Annotated in this window: 18 protein-coding genes; 8 read left to right on the plus strand and 10 right to left on the minus strand. The window is 50.0% G+C overall.

Going from position 1 to position 21417, the window contains the following annotated elements; all coding sequences use genetic code 11:
* Nucleotides 1-26 precede the first annotated feature (26 nt).
* Both ACR9YC_RS02170 and ACR9YC_RS02175 read right to left on the minus strand, forming a co-directional pair.
* Nucleotides 27-1412 (minus strand): relaxase/mobilization nuclease domain-containing protein, encoded by a 1386-nt coding sequence (locus ACR9YC_RS02170; protein ID WP_438729259.1) that lies wholly within the window; start codon nt 1410-1412, stop codon nt 27-29.
* A complete protein-coding gene (locus ACR9YC_RS02175; protein ID WP_438729261.1) occupies nt 1409-1843 on the minus strand; it encodes a hypothetical protein in 435 nt (144 codons plus the stop codon). Before ACR9YC_RS02175 ends, ACR9YC_RS02170 begins: the two co-directional genes overlap by 4 nt.
* A gap of 255 nt (nt 1844-2098) precedes the next feature.
* Between ACR9YC_RS02175 and ACR9YC_RS02180 the strand changes: the two genes are divergently transcribed.
* The 4 genes from ACR9YC_RS02180 to ACR9YC_RS02195 all read left to right on the plus strand — a co-directional run bounded on the left by ACR9YC_RS02180 (nt 2099) and on the right by ACR9YC_RS02195 (nt 6722).
* Complete coding sequence (locus tag ACR9YC_RS02180; RefSeq protein ID WP_438729263.1) at nt 2099-2788, plus strand: DUF6445 family protein; 690 nt, start codon at nt 2099-2101, stop codon at nt 2786-2788.
* 120 nt (nt 2789-2908) lie between these two features.
* Nucleotides 2909-3394 (plus strand): cupin domain-containing protein, encoded by a 486-nt coding sequence (locus tag ACR9YC_RS02185; protein WP_438729265.1) that lies wholly within the window; start codon nt 2909-2911, stop codon nt 3392-3394.
* Nucleotides 3395-3603: 209 nt separating this feature from the next.
* A complete protein-coding gene (locus ACR9YC_RS02190) occupies nt 3604-5301 on the plus strand; it encodes a DUF5060 domain-containing protein (RefSeq protein ID WP_438729267.1) in 1698 nt (565 codons plus the stop codon).
* 50 nt (nt 5302-5351) lie between these two features.
* A complete protein-coding gene (locus ACR9YC_RS02195) occupies nt 5352-6722 on the plus strand; it encodes a GntP family permease (protein ID WP_438729269.1) in 1371 nt (456 codons plus the stop codon).
* Here the strand turns inward: ACR9YC_RS02195 and ACR9YC_RS02200 are convergent.
* Nucleotides 6699-7199 carry a gluconokinase gene (locus ACR9YC_RS02200; RefSeq protein WP_438729271.1) on the minus strand — a complete coding sequence of 167 codons (501 nt, stop codon included), beginning with the start codon at nt 7197-7199 and terminating at the stop codon, nt 6699-6701. The genes ACR9YC_RS02195 and ACR9YC_RS02200 overlap by 24 nt on opposite strands.
* A 21-nt stretch (nt 7200-7220) precedes the next feature.
* Complete coding sequence (locus tag ACR9YC_RS02205; protein ID WP_438729273.1) at nt 7221-9710, minus strand: glycoside hydrolase family 3 protein; 2490 nt, start codon at nt 9708-9710, stop codon at nt 7221-7223.
* Between the two features lie 222 nt (nt 9711-9932).
* Here ACR9YC_RS02205 and ACR9YC_RS02210 point away from each other — a divergent pair, with 222 nt between their 5' ends.
* Genes ACR9YC_RS02210 through ACR9YC_RS02225 form a run of 4 tightly spaced genes read left to right on the plus strand, consistent with a single transcriptional unit; the run spans nt 9933 to nt 14454 of the window.
* Nucleotides 9933-10955, plus strand: coding sequence for an SMP-30/gluconolactonase/LRE family protein (locus tag ACR9YC_RS02210; RefSeq protein ID WP_438729275.1), 1023 nt, complete (start codon nt 9933-9935; stop codon nt 10953-10955).
* A 37-nt stretch (nt 10956-10992) separates the two neighbouring features.
* On the plus strand, nt 10993-12342 hold the full coding sequence (locus ACR9YC_RS02215; protein WP_438729277.1) for an MFS transporter: 1350 nt from the start codon (nt 10993-10995) through the stop codon (nt 12340-12342).
* A 7-nt stretch (nt 12343-12349) separates the two neighbouring features.
* Nucleotides 12350-13402, plus strand: coding sequence for a LacI family DNA-binding transcriptional regulator (locus ACR9YC_RS02220; RefSeq protein WP_438729279.1), 1053 nt, complete (start codon nt 12350-12352; stop codon nt 13400-13402).
* Nucleotides 13403-13413: 11 nt separating this feature from the next.
* Nucleotides 13414-14454, plus strand: a complete 1041-nt coding sequence (locus ACR9YC_RS02225) for a glycoside hydrolase family 5 protein (RefSeq protein ID WP_438729281.1) — start codon at nt 13414-13416, stop codon at nt 14452-14454.
* A gap of 57 nt (nt 14455-14511) precedes the next feature.
* On the opposite strand, the gene ACR9YC_RS02230 is transcribed toward ACR9YC_RS02225, so the two are convergent.
* The 6 genes from ACR9YC_RS02230 to ACR9YC_RS02255 all read right to left on the minus strand — a co-directional run bounded on the left by ACR9YC_RS02230 (nt 14512) and on the right by ACR9YC_RS02255 (nt 21333).
* Nucleotides 14512-15363, minus strand: coding sequence for a sugar phosphate isomerase/epimerase family protein (locus ACR9YC_RS02230; RefSeq protein ID WP_438729283.1), 852 nt, complete (start codon nt 15361-15363; stop codon nt 14512-14514).
* Complete coding sequence (locus tag ACR9YC_RS02235; protein WP_438729285.1) at nt 15363-17069, minus strand: GMC oxidoreductase; 1707 nt, start codon at nt 17067-17069, stop codon at nt 15363-15365. Before ACR9YC_RS02235 ends, ACR9YC_RS02230 begins: the two co-directional genes overlap by 1 nt.
* Nucleotides 17070-17096: 27 nt before the next feature.
* Nucleotides 17097-17675: a gluconate 2-dehydrogenase subunit 3 family protein gene (locus ACR9YC_RS02240; protein WP_438729287.1), complete on the minus strand. Its 579-nt coding sequence runs from the start codon at nt 17673-17675 to the stop codon at nt 17097-17099.
* Between the two features lie 8 nt (nt 17676-17683).
* A complete protein-coding gene (locus ACR9YC_RS02245; RefSeq protein ID WP_438729289.1) occupies nt 17684-19024 on the minus strand; it encodes an MFS transporter in 1341 nt (446 codons plus the stop codon).
* A gap of 69 nt (nt 19025-19093) precedes the next feature.
* The gene (locus ACR9YC_RS02250; protein ID WP_438729291.1) at nt 19094-20152 is read right to left on the minus strand and encodes a sugar phosphate isomerase/epimerase family protein; all 1059 of its coding nucleotides are present in this window, start codon (nt 20150-20152) and stop codon (nt 19094-19096) included.
* Nucleotides 20149-21333, minus strand: coding sequence for a Gfo/Idh/MocA family protein (locus ACR9YC_RS02255; protein ID WP_438729293.1), 1185 nt, complete (start codon nt 21331-21333; stop codon nt 20149-20151). Before ACR9YC_RS02255 ends, ACR9YC_RS02250 begins: the two co-directional genes overlap by 4 nt.
* Nucleotides 21334-21417: the final 84 nt, after the last annotated feature.

The raw sequence follows: 21417 nt of genomic DNA on the forward strand, positions 1-21417 counted from the left end.
AGTCAAGTTTGACCTTTTGCGCCAAGCTACCTCTCTCGGTCTAAGTTTCGTTGTTGTTCTCTGTTCGACAGTGAGCGCCTTGTTTCGATAAATTGCCGCCGCGCCTCTACAATCTTATCTGCTTTGGAAGGTGTGCGGTCAGCGGCCTTGTCGAAACCTGTTTTGACATTGGGTGCATTGGGGAGGCGGCGCTGATTATCCTTGCCGTCCATATCGTGATAGCGCTCAGTATCCTTTTGCAGTTCATGGGTTGTTTTATGATTTTGGGTGCGTTCGGTTTTTGCCGATAGGCGCAGTGCGTTGCGGTTCTCTTGTTGTTTGAAGATGAGTGCGTCGCGTTCGGTCTGATCGCGTTGCTGGGAAACCGCCAGTTCAAGGCGATGTTGTTCGGTGAGGCGCCTATGTTCACCGCGCAGCCTGTCCCATAACCCGCCCAGTCCTTTGCGGAATTGCGTCTGCCTTTGCTTTTGCTCGGTGTCCTGGCGCAATCGCAAGCGTTCATCAAATGCCAGCCGTTCAGCGCGTTGGTCAGCAACCAGCCTGTCTTTTTCTTGCAGGAAGCGGTCGCGTAGAAAAGTGCTTTTGCGTTCCTGCTCAGCTTGCAGCCGGGAGAGCATAAATTGCATATCATGCGCTATTGCCGCCTTGGCTTCATCAACGCTTTGCAAATCTTGCTTGTCACCAAGGCGCTCTTTGATTTGTCTGGCTTTGACTCCAGCCTTCCTGCCGATGGAATAAACCTCACCATGATAATCGACAGCTACGTAGCTTTTGCTGTCACCACACGCCAGCCAGTAGCCGCGTTCTTTTAGAGCATGTTCAAATGTAGCTTTAGTATCTGAAATCATCCACGCATCAGAAATCGCGTCTGCTATGTCGCGAGGGTCTTTATCTATCCGCTTCGCTTGTTGCCAATCTTCCAACGTAAAGTTGCGCGGATCGGATTTTGAACGATCTGCAAAGCCTTCTGGCATTTTCCAGCCATGTTCGCGGTGTAATTCACGAGCAACATCTTGCAGCTTGTTCTTGTGAAAGGATAGCTGTCTGGCTTTCATCGTCTCAGGATCAATACGCGACCAGACCGCATGAGCATGGCGGCGACCATCTTTTTCATGAAAGACAATGGCGCGGGGCTGACCATCCAAACCAAGCTCAGATTCCGCCTGTTCAATGGCTCGCTCAAAATCCTGCGTTGAGACTTTGGCATCCGGCGGCGGATTGAGGGACAAGGAGAACAGAAATTGCTTACAGCGTGTTCCGCGAGAGATTGCATAGGCTTCCTGAAAGGCTCCATCTAAATCCTCAGACATAAAGCCGCTCAGTTCATGCACTGTTACATGGTCATTTTCATCTTTCATAAGGTGTTGCGCCAGATCACGCGCACCGCCACGAGCATTGCCGACCAGTATCATGAGCGCAGCCCCAAAGCCCGGATCAAAGCGGCATGGATACCGTCAATCGTCGAACAGGCGTTATTGATGGCTGCGATAGCCTCAGGACTTTCCGGTAACGCACCTAATCGGGCCGCTTTTGAAAGTTCACGCAGGCTTGGCGCTATGTCCGACTGTCCTAGCCACGCCAGTATTTGCGCCAGTTCCTTCTGATTGGCTTTCGGACGACACAGCTTCTTTCCTACAGGCTTGGTCCCTAGAAGCTTGAACCGGATATATGGCCCCAATGACAGCGGACCCGCTTCACGTTCCAACTGCGCGCGATCTTCATCTGACAATCTAATCGAGAAGGGTTTGCCCTTACCGCGATGGCGAGCAGGACGGATCAGCACACCCGACCCGCAAGCATCTGCAAATGTCTCAACAACTTTTTGGGAGCCGGGCCGCCTCATAACCCTAGCTCCTCTAATTCGGGTTCCAGCGCTTTAAGCTGGTTTTCCCAGTCTGCTAATTCATCAAAAAGGGTGTTTAATGTTTGTGCCTCTAGGGGCACCATTTTTCCTATCCTTGCCGCTATTTTCTCCGCTGTGCTTCGTGGCAGCTGCAAGCTGACGGTCGCTCTTCGGGTTCGGTCTTGCGTGTTCATTCACGCTAACTGACGATATTATATCGCAGACCTGATTAAAAAGGCGTGGTAATCACCCTGTATGACGAATCATGTTTCTGAGGGTTATCAGCTTGTCACCTTTGGTGACGAGAAAGAGCCTGTCATTATTATTGATGATTTTAGCAGTCAGTTCGCAGCACTTAAGCTGTTGACCGAGCAAGCGGATTATTCCCCCGTTGCTGGCGGCTATCCGGGTATCAGAGCGCCAGCATCACCAGCATATTTGCGCGAACGGCAGGATATGTTCGCCCAGATTTTGCGGCAGCATTATGACTATTCATTTGGCGCTGATATTCAGGGAATGGATTATTCCATAGTCACCACACAGCCCGCGGCACTCTCCCAAGCACAGCGCATGCCGCATTATGATGATGTCGCGCCTGACCTGCTTGCCTTATTGCATTATGTGAATTGCCCTGATGATGGTGGCACCGCCTTTTATCGCCATAAGGCTACGGGTTATGAGACGGTCAGCAGTGAGCGCGAAGACCATTATGCAAAGGTTCTGAAAGAAGAAATGGCGCAATATGGCGACTTTCCTGAAGCCTATATTGATGGTGATAATGCGCGGTTTGAGAAAATTGGTGAAGTGCAGGCCAAACCGAACCGCATGGTTATTTATCGTGGACGGACATTGCATTCGGGCTGTATCAGGCAGGGCGTTAATTTTTCAGCTGATCCGAAACTGGGGCGTGTCACAGTCAATATATTTATGACGGATGCGCGGTGACAGCCGTTCCTTGAGAAGCGGTTTACTGACAATTTTGAGTATAGCTAAACCATCGATACTGATCAGTTGAACTTTATTAATGACAACGTTATCATTGCGCTTTTTCAAGGGAGTGAGTTTGTGATACGATATGTGGTGCCATTTTCATTAGCGCTTTGTTTGCTAGGTTGTTCTCCGGCGGTAGAGGATAATGCAGCTCAGTCAGCGGACGATATTGCTGCAAAAGTGCCCGCCGGTCTTGAGACACAGATTCTCTCAGCCAAAAACGCCAAAACCAGTGCGGAGCAATGGGGCAGATTTACTGAATATTTTGCTGGCGAAACCGAGGGTGTCACTGATCTTCTTTCAGGCGTGGCAGAGATCAAGCCGGGTATGGAAATCCATCCGCCGCACAAGCATGCAGAAGAGGAATTTCTGATGGTGCTGGAAGGGAAGGGTACATGGACCCTAGGCGATAAGGAATTTCCCGCTGAACAAGGGGATATGCTCTATTCGCGCGCTTGGGATGTGCATAATATCTCCAATACAGGCGACACGGTTTTGAAATTCGTTTTCTGGAAATGGCATTCTAAAGGGACAAAGCGTCCTGTCGATCCAGCGCAGTGAGCATTTGCGCGCAGTCTGGCATGGCAAGGCAGCTATGGCTTAGATCAAAGCTATTATGGCTTGGCACCATCATGCTTTGCCTCAGCCTCACAGCCTGCGCTGCAAAACCCGCGCCTGCGCGTCCCTTAGCGGCACCTCTGACTACTAAGCCCGACATTATCCAAGCCCAACAATGGCATCCAATAACTTTGGATTTTGCAGGCCCGACCTTGCATGAAAAAGGATCGCTAAATCCCTTTACCGATTATCGTTTATTGGTGACTTTTGTTCAGGGTGATAAGCAGATAATAGTGCGGGGTTATTTTGCTGCTGATGGTGATGCAGCCAATACGGGTGCTGTCGCAGGTAATATCTGGCGCGTACATTTTGTTCCAGAGCTTTCGGGCCGATGGGGATATACCGCACAGCTTCACACAGGCACTGATATCGCCCTAAGCAATGTGCGCGATCAGGGTCAGGGCGTAGCTTTGCAGAATGATAAGGGTGTGCTGGATGTGCAATCTGTAGGATTGGACGCGAGGAGGGAAAGTGATAGTCTTTATGGCCGCGGCGTTTTGCAAAAATCTGGCCGCTATTTGCGGTTTTCGGGCAATGGCGCCTTTTGGATAAAGGGCGGTACAAACAGCCCGGAAAACCTGCTCGGTTATCAGGATTTTGATGGCACTTATCGTCAAAGGGCGGACGCCCGCAAAGGCGAGTCCGCAATCAATGAGAAACTGCATGGCTATGCCCCGCATTTGCGTGATTGGCGCGAGGGTGACCCTGTCTGGCGCGGTGATAAGGGCAAAGGACTGATAGGGGCGGTTAATTATTTGGCCGATCAGGGCATGAATGCGGCCTATATGCTGACCATGAATGTCGATGGTGATGGCAAGGATGTATGGCCATGGCTGGAACCAGATGATCCCAGCCGCTTTGATGTCAGCAAATTGGCGCAATGGGATATTGTTTTTGCGCATATGCAGAAGCGCGGCGTGGCATTGCATCTGGTTATGCAGGAGCGTGAAAATGAGCTGATGCTGGATGGCGGTGATACCGGACGTCTTCGAAAATTATACTTTCTTGAGATGATTGCCCGCTTTGGGCATCACCCTGCATTATTTTGGAATTTGGGTGAGGAGAACGGCCCTGTCCATTGGGATCCGCAAGGGCAGAATGATCAACAGCGCATTGCCATGGCCGACTTCCTCTATGATGCTGACCCCTATCGCCATCCTATATTATTGCACACCCATGCGGAGGCGAAAGATAAGGATATTTTGCTGACGCCTTTATTGGCTCTGCCATCTCTGGATGGTTTGTCTTTTCAGGTCGCCGAACGAGAGATGGTCAATGCCGAAACCAGAAAATGGCACCGCTTAAGCGCACAGGCGGGAAATGCCTGGCTCATCACCATGGATGAGATTGGCAAATGGCAAATTGGCGCGCGAGCCGATATTGATGACCCGAGACATGACAGTTTGCGGCGACACGCTTTATGGGGGCATTTGCTGGCTGGCGGGGCAGGTGTAGAATGGTATTTTGGCGCACATCAACGTGGCAATGACCTGTCCACCGAAGACTGGCGCAGCCGCGCAGAATTATGGCGCCAGACGCGGCTGGCGATGGATTTTTTTGAAAGCGAACTGCCCTATTGGCAGATGGAGCCCTGCGCAAAGGCGCCGCAGGCCTATTGCTTCGCAAAGTCTGGCGATATCTATGTTTATTATGTTGGTGAGAATGTGCCTGCCATGACGGCATTTGCCGTCGCGCCAGGTGATTATGCCGTGCGCTGGTATGATCCGCTAACAGGGCTTTTTGCCAATGATGGTGCGGTCGAAACCATCACCATAAACACAACATTACCGGTCTTAGCGAAGCCACCCGATAAGGGCAGAGACTGGGTTGCGATCTATAAGCGCCAATAACCGAACAGAGCGCACCATAAAAGAATGCGCCAAATAACGGAGAGACTAAGTTGGAAAGTTTTGAGGCAGCGCGCCCGCTCTTGGCGACATTGGCTGGCGTATCGGGGTTGTTGGTTCTTATTCTCTGGAGAAAAGTTCCGCCTTTCCCTGCCTTGCTGGTTGCAGCCATGTTTACTGGCTTAGCCGCCGGTCTGGCGCCTGATGCCGTGTTGAAGTCCATCACTGATGGCATGGGCGGTGTGCTCGGTTTTATCGCCATCATTGTAGGGTTAGGGGCCATATTTGGCGCTTTTCTGGAAGCAACCGGGGCGGCTCAGGCTCTGGCGCAATATATGACTGGTGACAGAAAGCCGGGTGCAGCGGGCGTGGCGATGGGTTTTGTCGGGATTGTGATTGCCATACCCGTTTTCTTCGACGTTGGTTTGATCCTGCTTTTCCCTCTCGTGCAAGCATTAGCAAGTAAGGCAAAGAAGCCGACCATGTATTTTGGTCTGCCATTGCTCGCCGGTTTGGCCACTGCCCATGCCTTTATTCCGCCAACCCCCGGTCCTGTCGCTGTTGCGGAAATTCTGGGCGCTGAACTGGGCCTTGTCATTCTCTTTGGTCTGATCTGCGGTATTCCCGCCATGCTGATAGGCGGCCCCGTCTATGCTGGCTGGGCAGAGAAAAAGAGCTGGCTCGTCCATAAGGGCTTTGCGGATAATAGCTTAGAAAAAACCATGACAGCAGAACCATCTGTAAAAGTGGACACAGTTTTGGCGCTGAAAGGCATTTTTGCCATCATGGTGCCGATAATATTGATTATTGCTGCTGCGATATTAAAAGTATCGGGCGCGAATTGGGGCGTATTTGGCGCTATACTATCTTTTTTGGGGCATCCCTTTGTCGCGTTAATGATTGCCTGTCTTTTGGCCTATTATATTTTGCGGCCTAACGATGAAGAAGGCGCGGCGCATTTGCAAGACACTCTGTCTCGTGCGGCTGAACCTACAGCGATTATTCTGTTGGTCACAGGGGCTGGCGGTGCTTTCAAACAGGTATTGGTGGACACAGGGGCTGGCGCTGCACTGGCAGAAGCGACATTGGCATTAGATATGGGCGCTATCACGGCAGGCTTTATTCTCGCGGCCATCACCCGCGTTGCGCAAGGTTCGGCAACGGTTGCGATGTTGACCGCTGCGGGATTATGCGCCCCTATTGCCGTTGCCGCTGGATTAGGGCCGGTTGATCTGGCGTTGATGACCATAGCGATAGCATCAGGTGCCAGCATCCTTAGCCATGTGAATGATTCCGGTTTCTGGCTTGTTTCACGTTTCTTTGATCTATCAACCGATGAAACACTCAAGAGCTGGACAATAGCGTCCACTCTGGTGGGCGTAACCGGCTTTGTGATTACCCTAATTCTCGGGGCTATTTTCTAATGCGGTCAAGACATTGTCGATAATCTGATGGACCGGATTATTGGCTGATATCCTGATCGCCTCTTTGGGAACATCAAGCGCGTCCAACTGGCTTGAGAGCAGGCTGGACGGCATAAAATGATCCGTGCGTATTTTCAGGCGTTGCGATAGATCGTCTTCCGGAACATCCAAAAATACGAATTTCACCAAGCGTGATGTGCCGGTTTTAAGAGCCGACTGAACATAGGGCGTAAGCGCAGAACAGGCCAATATGGCCGTATCATGGTCAAGCCTGGCAATAGCCGTTTTCAGATTGGCGAGCCACTCTTTGCGATCATTATCCGTAAGCGCAGTGCCAGCGGCCATTTTGTCTTTATTGGCTTGCGGGTGATAATCATCGCCCTCAACCATTGGCCAGCCACTATGCCGTGATAGTGCGGCACCGATTGTGGATTTGCCACAACCGGATGGCCCCATCAGCACAATTAGCTTCTGCATAACGCTGGCTGTAACGCAGTATCAGCTATCTTTGCCGCAGGATTTTGTGCCCGCATCTCCGGGAGAGATTTTAACATCGGATAGCGCAATAGTCGCTGGTGCATCGCTTTGTAGGGAAAAGCCGGTTCTGATTTTGCCAAGATCCAAGCCTTTATCGGTAAAGCAACTCAGGCGGACAGTGTATCTGTTCCAGCCATTGCCATCCACATTCACTGGCACAAAGGCTGTGCAGTTGTCACTATCATTACATTCCATACCCAAGGACAATTTTGCAGGGCCTTCACCCATATTGCGGGCATAAAAGGTCAAGGCCATATCCGCGTTGGAATGACGTGAAAAATCAACCGGATTATGGGTCGAAATGCGCAGCGCTGGGCCACCGGAGCGCCATTCTACTTTTAGCGAGTCTTCCTGAGCATTTCTGTCAGTGGTCGAGAAAGCCAAGGCCCCACCATCCCAGCGCAATGCATTCATGCGGGTCTGTGTGCCATTGATGATGCCATATAATGACCATGGATTCTGTATCTTGCCACCTGTCAAAAAGACAGTGGGGTCGCCGATAGCATTTTTGTCCAATCCAGAATTTTCTGAAAGCCTTGCTACAGAGATTTTATCAGCATAGCTAAGGCCATAACCATAAGCAAAAAGCGGGTCATAATCGGGAAGGTCCGGATTCAACTTTGGTTGATCGGCAGTTTTGGGCCAAGAGAAAGAGAGCCTGCCGGTAAAGTCATATTCCGGCTTGGTTTGGAATAGCAGATCAGCTACGCCGCCGCCCTCACTGCCCGGAAGCCATGCGGCGACAAAGGCATCGGATGCATTAATTTCTGGATTGGTCCACATAGGACGGCCAGACAAGAATATAGAAACAACCTTTGCGCCTTGCTCGCGATATTTGGAGAGGCGGCCAGTATCGAATGCCTTGGTTTCGAAATCCAGATGATCACGATCCCCTTGGAATTCTGCATAAGCATCTTCACCATAAACGGCGATAACGACATCGGCCTTTGCGCCAGACGTTCCTTGCGGATCAAAAATAACTTCTCCGCCTTCGGCTTCTACGGCCTCTTTGATCCCTGCCAAAATAGATTGGCCATTGGGGAATTCGTCATTGCTATGGTCACCGCCCTGCCAGGAGAGTGTCCATCCGCCTGAAGCCTTGGCAATATTGTCTGCGGCATCGCCAATGACGAGTATTTTTTGTTTGGTTTGCAGCGGGAGCGCCTGATTTTGGTTTTTCAGCAGCACGAGTGATTGGCGCACTGCGCGGCGCGCCAATGCGCGGTGCTCTTCGCCGCCCAATATATCAATGTTACCAGCGCCCGGCCGTTCGCTCGGCCGTGCCTTGTCAAACAGGCCATAATTCAGCTTAACACGCAAAATCCGGCGCACAGCATCATCAAGACGTTCCATGCTGATTTTGCCAGAACGGACATGGCGCAAAGTGCTTTCATACAGTCCTTTCCAACTATCGGGGGCCATAAACATATCAATTCCGGCGTTAAAGGCTTGCGGGCAATCGGTGTTGCTGCAACCTGGAATTTGGCCATGCGCGTTCCAGTCGCTGATGACAAAACCATTAAAGCCCATCCGGTCTTTCAAAACATCGGTTATCAATGCTTTGTTGCCGGTCATTTTAATGCCTTGCCAGCTGGAAAAGGACACCATCACTGTCTGCACTTCAGCGGCCAATGCGGGCAGATACCCCGTGGCATGGATGTCGCGCAAATCCTCTTCGCTTATCAGGGCATCGCCCTGATCGCGTCCACCTTCTGTGCCGCCATCGGCTATAAAATGTTTGGCAGCAGACAGGATACGGCCATTGGCCAGAAAGTTTGCCGTGCCATATTCGCCCTGTAGGCCTTCAACAATCTTGTCGGAATATGAAACGACAATATCCGGCGTTTCGGAAAAACCTTCATAGCTGCGGCCCCAGCGATCATCGCGTGGCACGGCCAATGTCGGCGCAAATGTCCAATCATGGCCTGATACAATAATCTCTTGTGCAGTGGCCTGCATAATCTGCTTGATCAATTCCGGATCACGCGCAGCGCCAAGCCCAATATTGTGCGGAAATACTGTTGCGCCCAGCAAATTTGCATGACCGTGAACAGCATCAATGCCCCAGATGATGGGGATTGCCAGTTCAACACCTTCAGGGTCGACCGATGCGTCCCAATAGCCATCTGCGGCACTTAGCCAAGTCTGGGTATCAGCATAGGCCAATGGGCCTGGTGCTGAATTGCCGCCACTTAATACCGAACCCAGTCGATATTTTTTGACCTCTTCGGGTGTTACAGACGCAGAATCGGCTTGTATTGTCTGGCCGACTTTCTGTTCAACCGTCATGCGCGCCAATATTTCGTCTATGCGGGCTTCGATTTTTGGATCGAGCGCTTTGCGCTCAAGCACAGGCCATTTCTCAGGATGTATAGCCGCACCTTCAGCATTAGCAGCGGCAGGAGAAGCAGTGGCTGGCTCATTGTCTCTTTCGCTGGCAGTGCTGTTCATTACCCAGCCACAACTTATGGTAAGTGCCAGGACAGATAGGGCTGATCGCCGGACAATATTTTTCACTGTATAATCCTCTATTATATGGCACAAGGAAGTGCCCTTATTGTTGAGTGAACAGGTTTCGCCGTTCGAATCTTCCACCTTTTGTAGCCATAAGAGAAAAAATTGACAAGGTTGTCAATTTTGCATAACCTTAAATGCAAATAGGGGAGTGCATTAATGGTAACACGCAGGGCGTTATGCACCTGGCTCGGCGCGACTGTAATTGTTGGTTGTACGCATAAAGGTTCAGTTTTGGGTGTAACACAAGGCCCAACAGCCCTGACCTATGAGACATTTGACTCTGATTTTTTGTCTGTTGTTGACATAACTTCCAATGGTGAATTGCTGTCTGATGGCTATCAATGGGCCGAAGGGCCGGCATGGGATGCAAAAAATCGGAGCCTTTATTTTACTGATGTACCGGCCAATCGTGCGTATAAATGGCAAGCACCAACAGGCACGCAGCTTTTTCTCGATCCGTCCGGTGCGGCTAGTGCAGATGGTTTTCGTGAACCTGGTGCTAATGGTTTACTGGTGTCTGATAATGGTCAGCTTCTTTTGTGCAATCATGGCAGTCGCTCCGTTGAAAGCATGGATATTCAAACTGGCAGAAGGACGACTTTGGCAGATCGTTTCGAGGGGCAAAAATTCAACAGTCCTAATGATCTGATAGAAGCAAGCGATGGCACAATCTATTTCACTGATCCGCCTTACGGGCTGGAGGGGTTGGACGAATCACCTTTGAAAGAAATGTCAGTAAACGGGGTTTATAAGCGTAACCCTGATGGAAAAGTTGAACGTGTCATCGATGATATGACGTTCCCCAATGGTGTCATACTCTCCCCTGACGAGAAATATCTTTATGTTTCGCAGTCTGACCCTTCACAGGCGCTGGTCAGGCGCTATCGCCTTGCCGATATGCAGCAAAGCGTTGCGCCTTGGTTTGACGCGAGTCCTTTCATGAGCGGTCATCAAGGACTGCCTGATGGTATGGCAATATCAACCAACGGGCATGTGTTCGTGGCAGGTCCGGGCGGTGTCTTGGTGGTTAATGATGCTGGCAAATGCTTAGGCCGCATCGCTACAGGCAGAGCGACAGCCAATTGTGCCTTTGGTGAAGATGGACGCACATTATTTATTACTGCCCAGAACCGATTATACCGCGTAAGAACATTGGCTAAAGGGAGTGGGCGGTTTTGAGCAATGTTGCTACTGGTATGAAGAAAGACCTTTTGGGATGACAACGCTTTCACGCAAGCTTGGCCGTTTGGCAGGCTATGGTGTAGGCGATTTTGGCCTCAATATCTATTGGAACAGCCTAACGTTGATGCTGATGTTCTGGTATGTCCAGATTGTCGGGTTGGACCCCAAAATTGCAGGGCTAGTTTGGTTTTTGGGTTTGGCTTGGGATGCTATTTCTGATCCACTAGTGGCGTCTCTGGCATCACGCACGCGCAGTCGTTTTGGCACTTATCGGCCATTTTTGTTATTTGGCAGTTTTGCACTGGGCCTGTCATTCTGCCTTTTGCTTTGGGTCCCGCCTTTTGAGGGATATTTGCAGATTGCGACATTGCTGGTCGCAGCGATTATTTTTCGCACCTGCTACACTATTGTTGCTGTCCCTTATGCTGCGATGTCATCACGTATGACCGTTGACAGCAATGAACGCTCAGAACTGTCCGGAATGCGCATGATATTCGCATTTCTGGGGTATTTGTGTGTATCCAGTTTCTTCTTCCCCATGGTGCGCTTTTTCGGGGATGGATCAGAGTTGTCGGCGATTGGTTTCTTGGTTACGGCCTGCCTTTCGGCCATTGCCGGCACTGCTGCATTGTTAGTCTGTTTTTTCCTTACTAACGAGGAAGAACCTTTGGGCGGTGAGGTTAATAACAAAAAACTATGGATTGTGAATCTGGTCGATGCCTTGCTGCATAACCGGGCTTTGGTACCTTTGTTGCTGGTGCTTTTTCTGAACTCAGCCGCTGGCGCTTTGTGGACAATCCCCTTGGCTTTTTATCTTGAAGCCAATTCTGATATTTTTGCCAATAAAGAAGTGGTTCTGTCTTTAATAGCCGCTTCGACACTGATTGGCACGCCAATATGGACATTGATAGCGCGCCAATTCGGCAAAAAACGATGCTGGTATATAGCAACTATTTGGCATTTGATTTGGAGTTTATGGCTGGCGATTTTTGGGCCTTTCATCATATTTGGTGTACCGATACAAATTATTGCAATCGGTTTTAGTGGTTCCGCCTTCGCTGTGATAATCTGGGCGTTGATTCCTGATACTGTAGAATATGGCCAATATCATAGCGGTATGCGAGATGAAGCCTCAGTATTTGGCTCCAGCCTGTTTGTGCAGAAGGCGTCAGGCGCAATAGCGGGACTAGGGGTCGGTGTATTGCTCTCGATTATCGGTTATGATCCTCAGCTTGCCAGTCAGTCGCCTGATACGGCGCTCATGATTCAATATGCAATAGCTTTATCTCCAGCTGCATTACTGATTGTTACATGCATCATTTTGTACAAGATGCCGCTTACAGGTCACATACATGCGCAAATTGTGCAGGAGCTATCGAATTAGGAGCGATATGAATAACCATAAAGCCAAAATGAAGGATGTTGCAGATCTGGCAGGAGTGTCGATCAAGACGGTGTCACGTGTGTTAAATAACGAGCCACATGTTCAAGAAAAGTTACGCAAACAAGTCCGTGATGCGGTCACAAAATTGGGATATGTCCCCAGCCAGTCGGCACGGTCACTGCGCGGAAACAAATCCTATGACATCAATCTGATATGTCATGCAGCGGGCGGCGATTATGTTTCCGTTATTCAGTTCGGCGCAGTGATCGCTTGCCAGAAACTAGGGTATCAGCTGTCACTAAGCCTTTTAGAAGGTTTGGAAGAAGCATCATTCCAGACTATAAAATCAAGCTTTGAAAGTATTTTGCGCCATCATAAGCCTGATGGCATCATGCTGGTTGCTCCATATGCTGGAGATGAAAAAATCGGATTTGTGCTGGAGGAGCTTGGTATCCCGGTTGTGCGGATTGGCCCCGTTGAGCTTCTTAATCAGGGGATATTGGTCGAGATAGATGATTATAAGGCCTCTATAGAGCTCACACAGCATCTTGTACAACTTGGTCACAAGAAAATTGGCTTTGTGCGTGGGACAGAAAACCAGCGATCATCGCATGTGCGCTACTCGGGTTTTTGTGTTGCTATGAATGCCGCAGGTTTGACAGTTGACCCCGGTCTTGTTGCTCAAGGCGAGTTTAGTTTCCAATCGGGATATGATGCTGGGCTTAAGCTCTTGGCCAAAGATAACCGACCCACAGCAATTTTTGCATCTAATGATGATATGGCTGCCGGCATTGTCACGGCCGCAAATATGCAAGGTTTGAATGTGCCCTATGACCTGTCAGTCGTTGGCTTTGATGATGCCGCCGTTGCGGTGCGCATGCGTCCAGAACTGACAACAATCCGCCAGCCTTTACAGGAATTGGGCCAGGTCGCGATCGAAACGTTGATAGATAGTCTTACCAACAACAGCATCAACGGTCCGCAAAGGATCGTACTGGATTATGAATTTGTGCTCAGGGGGACAACGGCACAGATAAGCGAAAAAACTATCACTCATTAGAATAGGAGAAAATGGTGAAAAAAATACCGACTATTTTGGGTATGGCGGTACTGGCCTTATCTACTATGGGGGCAAGCGTACAGGCAGTTGCTGCAAGTGCAGATACGTCTCAAGACAATGCAGATCAAACGACCAAAACTGTTTTTTCAATGAAACGTTGTCTGAATATGGGCAATGCACTTGAGACACCGGCCAATGAAACATGGGGCGGACGCCTTAATACAGCAGAGGATTATCAGCGCATAGCAGATGCTGGTTTTGATACAGTTCGCATCCCCGTGCGGTGGAGCGCTTATCTCAACAAAGATTCCAACTATACCATTCACCCCGAATTCGCGAAAATTGTCGATCAAAATATTATCAATGCGAATAAGGCTGGATTGAATGTCATCATCAATGTTCACCATTTTAATGAATTGATGGAAAACCCCACAGAGCAAATGGCCCGTTTTAGAGCAATTTGGGACCAGATATCACTGCGCTATTCCAAACTGCCTGACAGTGTTTGGTTCGAGGTTTTAAACGAACCGCATACAAATTTATCAGGCAAGGTTATGCGCCAGTTACAGGCACAAGCCATAGCCATTATCCGCCGTGACAATCCGGAGCGGATTATTATTCTGGGCGGAGAGGAATATTCCAATATCCGCACATTGGCGAGCAACCTTGCTCCGCCTGATGACAATATTGTTTATACCTTCCATTACTATGATCCATTCAACTTTACGCATCAGCAAGCGACCTGGTTGGGCGATGCTATGCCCAAGGGCAAAAGAGGTTGGGGTTCCAAGACCGATAAAGAGGAGCTGGCCAACGCGGTCTCTATAGCCGTCGCTTTTCGCGATGCGATCAACCGGCCGGTATTTTTGGGCGAATTTGGTGCTAATGAACCTATCGACAATAAAGAGCGCGTCAAATGGGCCGGTGCTGTAAAGACAGCGATGGAACAGGCTGAAATCCCTTGGTGCTTATGGGCTTATAGCAATACATTCGCTGCATATAAGGATGAGAGCGGCTGGGATAAAGCCATGCTCAAAGCGTTGATAGAGTAAACTATCATCATCTTACCCTATTGACTGACGTTGCAATAGGGTAAGATGATTTGTTGTTTATGCAGTCAAGTGTTCGTAGCTGCGACCGACTGACGCTATGGGCGTTTGCGTGTCATCATGCTCGATATAAAAATACTCTAAACCTGCCTGTGCTGCTTTGTTAAAAATTGCGGAAAAGTCGATTTCGCCGCTGCCAACATCGACCATATTGCCACTGCTATCCATGTCTTTTATGTGACACGCGATGAAACGTCCGGGTGCCTTGTCAAATAGGGTAAAAGGGTCAACGCTCGCTTTGCGTAACCAGAAAAGATCAATCTCCATTGACACCAGTGAAGGCTCAGTACGCTCCAGCAAGATATCGTATCCATTGCTGCCATCTTGATCCAGAAACTCAAATTCATGATTATGATAGCCAACGGTCATACCTGCCTTTTTCGCTTGCTCTCCTCGTTCATTAAGTAGGTCTGCAATGGCGCGATAGCCATCTAATGTGCGTTCCTCTTCAGCAATCCATGGAAGAAATAAATTGCGCTGGCCCATGATTTCGGCCAATTCGAGCACGCCATCAAAATCCTCGCGCATATCTGCAAGTTGCACATGCCCAGAATTGCTGATTAATCCCAAATCATCCATCGCTTTGCGCACATCAGTTGGTTTATGCGCAAAAAATCCTGCCGTTTCACAATCCTTTATGCCGATATCGGCTAGCGCCTTCAGTGTTGCCTGATAGTCTTTTTCAAACAATGCTCTAACCGTATAGAGCTGGACGCCCAGCTTCCCCGTATAAGGAACAACATTCTCTTCCTGTTGCGAGTCTTTCTTGTCCATAGAGCATCCAGACATCAATACTGCCCCGCCAGAAATGGCGCCTGCCAATATGGTGCGACGATCAGGGGTAAAGGTCATTATATGGTTCCTTCTTTCATTTGGCGGCTTGCATAATCTACTGCGCGCGCGGTCAACGCCATAAAGGTCAAAGATGGGTTTTGACATGCAACAGAAGCAAATGCTGAACCATCAGTTGCAAAAACATTGGGTACATCATGAGTTTGATTGAAACCGTTAAGCAGAGAATCTTTAGGATCTTTGCCCATGCGCGCTCCGCCCATTTCATGAATGCAATGGCCCGGCACTGGGTCTTCATCAAAGGCTTCAATATTGGTTGCACCTGCAGCTTTTAGCATTGCAACAGCATCTGCCTTCATTTTCTGACGCATCCTAAATTCATTGTCCCCCCAATTTACGTCCATATGGACTTGCGGGATGCCGTAATTATCGGTTTTGCTAGGGTGGAGACGTACCTGGTTTTCGGCTTGCGGCAAGTGTTCACCAAAAGCCTGCAGCCTCATCCACCATCCGTCGGGTGTACGCAGTTTCTGCTTCAAATCTGCGCCAAAGCCACGATCGTGCAAAGCGCGCGTCCATGATGGGCGCCAACTGCTGCCCTGATAGGCAAAGCCCCGCAAAAACTCGCCATCGGTACGATTATCAAGATTCGTGTAGCGCGGCAGATATGTTCCATTGGGGCGGCGACCAGCAAAATAGTCATCTTCAAAGCCAGGCATGCGCCCTGAAGCGCCAATCTGATGATGATGGTCCATGATATATTTACCCAGCACATTGCTGGAATTGGCAAAGCCATTAGAGAATGTTTCCGACTTGGAATTCAGCATGATTTGTACTGTTCCGATTGTCGATGCACATAAAAAGATAACGCGTGCCGTTATATCTTTGCTTTGCTTGGTCTTACGATTGATGGTGCGCACGCCGGTTGCTCTCTTAGTCTTTGGATCATAGAGAATTTTCTCAACCACAGTGTCCGCCAACATCGTCATATTTCCAGTGCGTTGTGCAGCAGGCAGCAATGCTGATACGCTTGAGAAATAAGCCCCAAAAGAGCAGCCGCGCTCACACTGATTACGGAATTGGCAATTGGTACGGCCAAGGGCGATCTGTTCTTCTGTCGGTTTGGTCAGATGTGCGGCGCGACCGATAATCAGTTTGCGGTCAGGAAATGCCGCTTCAATTTTTGCTTTGGCCGACTTTTCAACGCATGTCATATCCATAGGCGGCTGGAAAATGCTATCTGGCAATTGAGGTAGCCCTTCTTCGGACCCGCTAATGCCTACAAAACGTTCAACATATTCATACCAAGGCTTGATATCGGCATAGCGGATTGGCCAATCGCTGCCATGGCCGTCTGCTTTGTTGGCGGAAAAATCCGTATCGCTCCAACGATAGCTTTGCCTTGCCCACATGAGCGATTTGCCGCCTACTTGGTCACCGCGCAACCAGGAAAATTTTTTACCGTCTTCTACTGAATAAGGGTTTTGCTTGTCGTTGATGAAATAATGCCGGGTGCTTTCTCTAAAAGCATAGCAAGTGCTTTGTACCGGATATTCCGCGTCCACCAATTGCGGGTTTGCGCGGTCACGAAAGGGCATGTCCCAAGGGTTCTGATTCTCAGTGATGTAGCCGCTGCCATGCTCGTTCATTTTACCGCGCTCAATGACCAGCGTTTTCATTCCCTTTTCTGTGAACTCTTTCGCTGCCCAGCCGCCAGACATGCCGGAGCCAACAACGATGACATCAAAATTTTCGGATTTAGTCATTATGTAATTTCCGTTCTGTCTTATATGTCAAACACCGCGATCAAGCCATGCGCGGCCGACCTCTTCCATCGGCACACAGCCGTTATAGCGCCCGGGTAATTCCTCGAAATTCAGCTCCTTGGTGGCTGCTTCCGATGTGTAATATCCAAATATCGTGATTTCCCGAAGGCTGCGCCATGTTTCATAGCCAGACATAGATTCTTCGCCTTGATCAAAAGCGGTCAGTATCTTGTCTTTTACGTCGTCTGATGCAGTTGCGAACGATTCCGCACCCTTATCCTTAGCCATCGCCTCAAACGCACCCAATCCATCAGCAAATGCGCTTCGCTGTTCGGCTGTGAAATATTGCTCGAACACAGCCGCTATATAGTCAGGAACCCCTGCTTCAACCGCGCCCGGGCTATCAGTTTTGGGAATAATTCTGCCCGCCACTGCAGAGATAAGATTAGCCTTATCTGTGATGCTGGACGGTGCCTGACTACAGCCAGCAAGCGATGTCATCGCAGGCAATGCTACCGAAATCCCTGCTATAGTGATGATACCGCGTAAGGCCGAGCGCCGGCCAATAGGGCGATCAATCAATTTATTAGGTGTCTGGTCTTGCATAATCATCCTCAAAGCGCTTTTTGTTGCGCGGTTTCTGGTGCTTGGCTGGCGATACGCTGTGCGCGCTTTTCTAAGAGCCAGACGATGCCGAACAATAGGAGCAATGGTATGGCCAGCATCGCAACAAATTCGAATGCTTGCGGTGCGGCTGTTTTTTCGATTTCCAGCAATTCACTGGCAGCAATGGCCGTGCCTTCTGCTTTTAATAGTTCCAGCTTTTCCGGCCCGCCCGCGGCCTGTGCCATGGCGGTATCATATAGGCGGCCAAGCATGGGCAGAACGAAATACATCGCCAATGCCGCCGATGTTCCTATCAGGCCGATGAACCAGCTGCCGCCCTTGGGGTAGCGCTCTGAAACAGAGGCCATCATGGTTGGCCATAGGAAGCACACGCCGGTGCCCCAGATTGTGGCGGCGACGATGACCATGAAGGGGCTGTCAACCGTCGCCATAAGATACAGGCCCACCATTGCAAAAAGGCTGGAGAACCATAAGAGACCAGGATTGGATAGTCGGTGCGCCAACGGCCCTGCAAAGTGGCGCATGACAAACATCAATCCAGCAACATATACCAATATGAGAACGGCATTAAAGCCGACCTTGGCAGACAATGCAGCTTCAATCCATTGCCCTGGCGCCAGTTCTAGCGAAGCGGTCAGGAACATGGCTCCGAACCAGATCAGGCAGCTGGGCGCACGGAAAATTTCCAGCATCATATCAGAAAATGATATGCCTTCCGCTTCGCGCTCTGTCTGCGGAAAGGCGACGCCTTTGGACATCAGCAACAGTGCAATTGCAGGCGCAAGCGGTGCCGCCATGGCCAATTTCCAAGGGATATCAAACCAGCCAATGCCAAAGCCGATCAACCCGCCAACGATGATACCTGCAGGCCACCATGCGTGCAGCACGTTGAGCCGGTGCGTCTTGTCTTCTGGGTAAAGCGCTGTCGTCATGGGGTTGATAGCAGCTTCTTGCCCGCCCCAGCCAATGCCCTGAACCAACATGCCTATCCAAAACAGATTATGGCTGATGGTATCGCTGTCCACCATAGTGGCCACATAGATCATCACCACGCTGACGATAAAACATAATGCGGAGCCGCGCAGGACATTGCCAATGCCAATCTTGTCCAATAGCGGGCTCGCAGCGAAAAGGGTAAATCCAAAGCCGAAAAACGCCATGCCGAAAGCCGATGCAATCAACTCTCCGGAATTGACAGTGCCAGCGAAGATTTCATCGCGCATACCGCTGTTTAATCCGGCGCGCAGCCCGAACAGCATCGCTGCTGTAAAAAGCCCCAAAACTGCGATCCAGAATAATCTGGTACGTTGATACTCTATCGCCTGCATAGTCCACCTCCTTATATCGCTGCCTCTATTTTGTGTGATTTGGGCAGCTATATTCCTGTACGCATCACATCATCGCGTGATGCCCAGCGTGCGTGCAATTTTTGCTTCGTCAATTTTGCCTCCAGCAAAATCATCAAAGGCTTTTTCCGTTGGCCGGATAATATGATCGGCAATGAAGGGTGCACCTTCTGCTGCGCCTTGTTCGGGGTGTTTGTAACAACATTCCCATTCCAGAACCGCCCAGCCATCAAAGCCATAATGGGTCAGCTTGCTGAAAATCTGACGAAAATCGATCTGGCCATCGCCCAGTGATCGAAAGCGTCCAGCGCGATCAGCCCAATTTTGGTAACCGCCATATACGCCGGTCCGTGCATCAGGTCGGAATTCGGCATCCTTTACATGGAAGGCTTTTATCCGTTCATGATAGCGATCAATAAAGCCCAGATAATCCAATTGCTGTAGAACAAAATGGCTGGGGTCATACAGGATATTGGCGCGTGGATGATTGTCGACCGCATCCAAAAATGCCTCAAAACTGGCGCCATCATGCAGGTCTTCACCGGGATGGATTTCATAAGCAATGTCGACACCTTCATTATCAAAAGCATCAAGAATTGGCCGCCAGCGCCGGGCCAGTTCGGCAAAACCTTGCTCTACTAGTCCAGCGGGACGTTGCGGCCAAGGGTAAACCAGATGCCACATCAACGCACCGGAGAAACTGGCGCAACTTTTCAGGCCCATGCGGCGTGATGCAATTGCGGCCTTCTTCATCTGGTCGACAGCCCATTCTGTGCGCAAATCGGGTTTGCCGTGTAATTGTGGCGGAGCAAAACTATCAAACAGATCATTATAAGCGGGATGAACAGCAACAAGCTGCCCCTGCAAATGGGTGGATAATTCAGTGATCGTGACACCATGTTCGGCGCACCGACCGATCAGATCGTCACAATAATCCTGGCTTTCAGCCGCGACTTCAAGGTCCATGCAACGCATATCACCTGACGGGATTTGAATGCCTTTATAGCCTAAATCTGCAACCCATTTGACGATATTGTCCAGATTATTAAATGGGGCTTTGTCACCCATAAATTGGGCCAGAAAAATGGCAGGACCCTGTATTTGCTTCACACTTGTTGCTCCATCATCAAATTGGCATTGTGTTCTTCTATTGTTTGCCAAACGCCACCATGCGCATTGCTGGCAATAACGGCCTCAATAAAGGCCATGCCGCGTAATCCTGCCCCTATGCCGGGCACATATTGGGCGGTATTTTGATTTGGTTCGCGAATGGCTAAGGCAAAATGCCTGTAAATATTGGCAAAGGCTTCCAAATATCCTTCAGGGTGCCCTGAAGGTAGCCGGCAATGCGCCAATGCTGCATCGCATAAGGGGCGATCTATGCCCGCTCTGTGTATTTTGCTGACATCGTCATTACTGCGTTCAAACAGTGTATTCGGCTCCATCTGTCGCCATTCCAGACTGGCCTTCTCACCATAAACACGAATGGACAGGGAGTTTTCTTCCCCAGTGCACACCTGACTGGCGACCAACATGCCTGTCGCCCCGTTGGCAAGGGTGAAGGCAACATCGCCATCATCATCCAGCACACGATTCTCTCGATGCGTGCGCAATCGTGCGGATACTTCAGTCATGGGCGAGCCAGTGATGAACTCAACCAGATTTTGCGCATGGGTGCCTATATCGGCCATAGCACCGGCGGGGCCAGACAATTTCGGGTCCATGCGCCAAGCTGCTTGCTTATTGCCGCTATCTTCCAGCGCACCTGCCAGCCAGCCTTGCGGATATTCTACCAAAACTCTCTTGATTGCGCCAAGCTGGCCCGAATCTGCAAGATGGCGTGCCTGCCAGACCATGGGGTAGCCCAGATATGTATGGGTTAGCGCATAATAGACATTATTTTCACGCAATATTACTGAAAGTTCTCTTGCTTCAGACAGGCTGACTGCCGCCGGTTTGTCGCATATAATGTGGAAACCATTTTGCGCTGCGGCTTTGGCTATTGGCACATGCAGATGGTTTGGCGTGACGATGGAGACACATTGCATTGCATCGCCTTCAGCGGCACGGCGTGATGCTTCCTGTGCAAACATAGTCTCATAATCGGAATAGCAGCGTTCTGCCTCCAGCCCCAGTTGCGCGCCGGTTGCTTTGCAATTGTTATGGTCTCGGCTGAACGCCCCACATATCAGAGAGGTCTGCCCATCCAATGCAGCGGCCATGCGATGAGCATTGCCGATAAAGGCACCTTGCCCACCACCAACCATGCCCATGCGGACCCGTTGCATCATCTTCCCCTCCAAACAACTATCTTGTCTATCGTTGTCAATTTAATATGACTGAATTATAGAAAGCGTCAAGAGAGCATTTGTTAT

This window comes from Parasphingorhabdus sp. DH2-15, from assembly GCF_051668705.1.
Taxonomy (GTDB): Bacteria; Pseudomonadota; Alphaproteobacteria; order Sphingomonadales; family Sphingomonadaceae; genus Alterisphingorhabdus.

Bases quoted from the DNA above. Each gene is read 5' to 3' on its own strand.
- ACR9YC_RS02240 (WP_438729287.1), bottom strand. From the start codon at position 17,675: ATGCAAGACCAGACACCTAATAAATTGATTGATCGCCCTATTGGCCGG.
- ACR9YC_RS02205 (WP_438729273.1), bottom strand. From the start codon at position 9,710: ATGAACAGCACTGCCAGCGAAAGAGACAATGAGCCAGCCACTGCTTCT.
- ACR9YC_RS02210 (WP_438729275.1), top strand. From the start codon at position 9,933: ATGGTAACACGCAGGGCGTTATGCACCTGGCTCGGCGCGACTGTAATT.
- ACR9YC_RS02230 (WP_438729283.1), bottom strand. From the start codon at position 15,363: ATGACCTTTACCCCTGATCGTCGCACCATATTGGCAGGCGCCATTTCT.
- ACR9YC_RS02170 (WP_438729259.1), bottom strand. From the start codon at position 1,412: ATGATACTGGTCGGCAATGCTCGTGGCGGTGCGCGTGATCTGGCGCAA.
- ACR9YC_RS02180 (WP_438729263.1), top strand. From the start codon at position 2,099: ATGACGAATCATGTTTCTGAGGGTTATCAGCTTGTCACCTTTGGTGAC.
- ACR9YC_RS02225 (WP_438729281.1), top strand. From the start codon at position 13,414: ATGGTGAAAAAAATACCGACTATTTTGGGTATGGCGGTACTGGCCTTA.
- ACR9YC_RS02215 (WP_438729277.1), top strand. From the start codon at position 10,993: ATGACAACGCTTTCACGCAAGCTTGGCCGTTTGGCAGGCTATGGTGTA.
- ACR9YC_RS02220 (WP_438729279.1), top strand. From the start codon at position 12,350: ATGAATAACCATAAAGCCAAAATGAAGGATGTTGCAGATCTGGCAGGA.
- ACR9YC_RS02200 (WP_438729271.1), bottom strand. From the start codon at position 7,199: ATGCAGAAGCTAATTGTGCTGATGGGGCCATCCGGTTGTGGCAAATCC.
- ACR9YC_RS02175 (WP_438729261.1), bottom strand. From the start codon at position 1,843: ATGAGGCGGCCCGGCTCCCAAAAAGTTGTTGAGACATTTGCAGATGCT.
- ACR9YC_RS02235 (WP_438729285.1), bottom strand. From the start codon at position 17,069: ATGACTAAATCCGAAAATTTTGATGTCATCGTTGTTGGCTCCGGCATG.
- ACR9YC_RS02255 (WP_438729293.1), bottom strand. From the start codon at position 21,333: ATGATGCAACGGGTCCGCATGGGCATGGTTGGTGGTGGGCAAGGTGCC.
- ACR9YC_RS02245 (WP_438729289.1), bottom strand. From the start codon at position 19,024: ATGCAGGCGATAGAGTATCAACGTACCAGATTATTCTGGATCGCAGTT.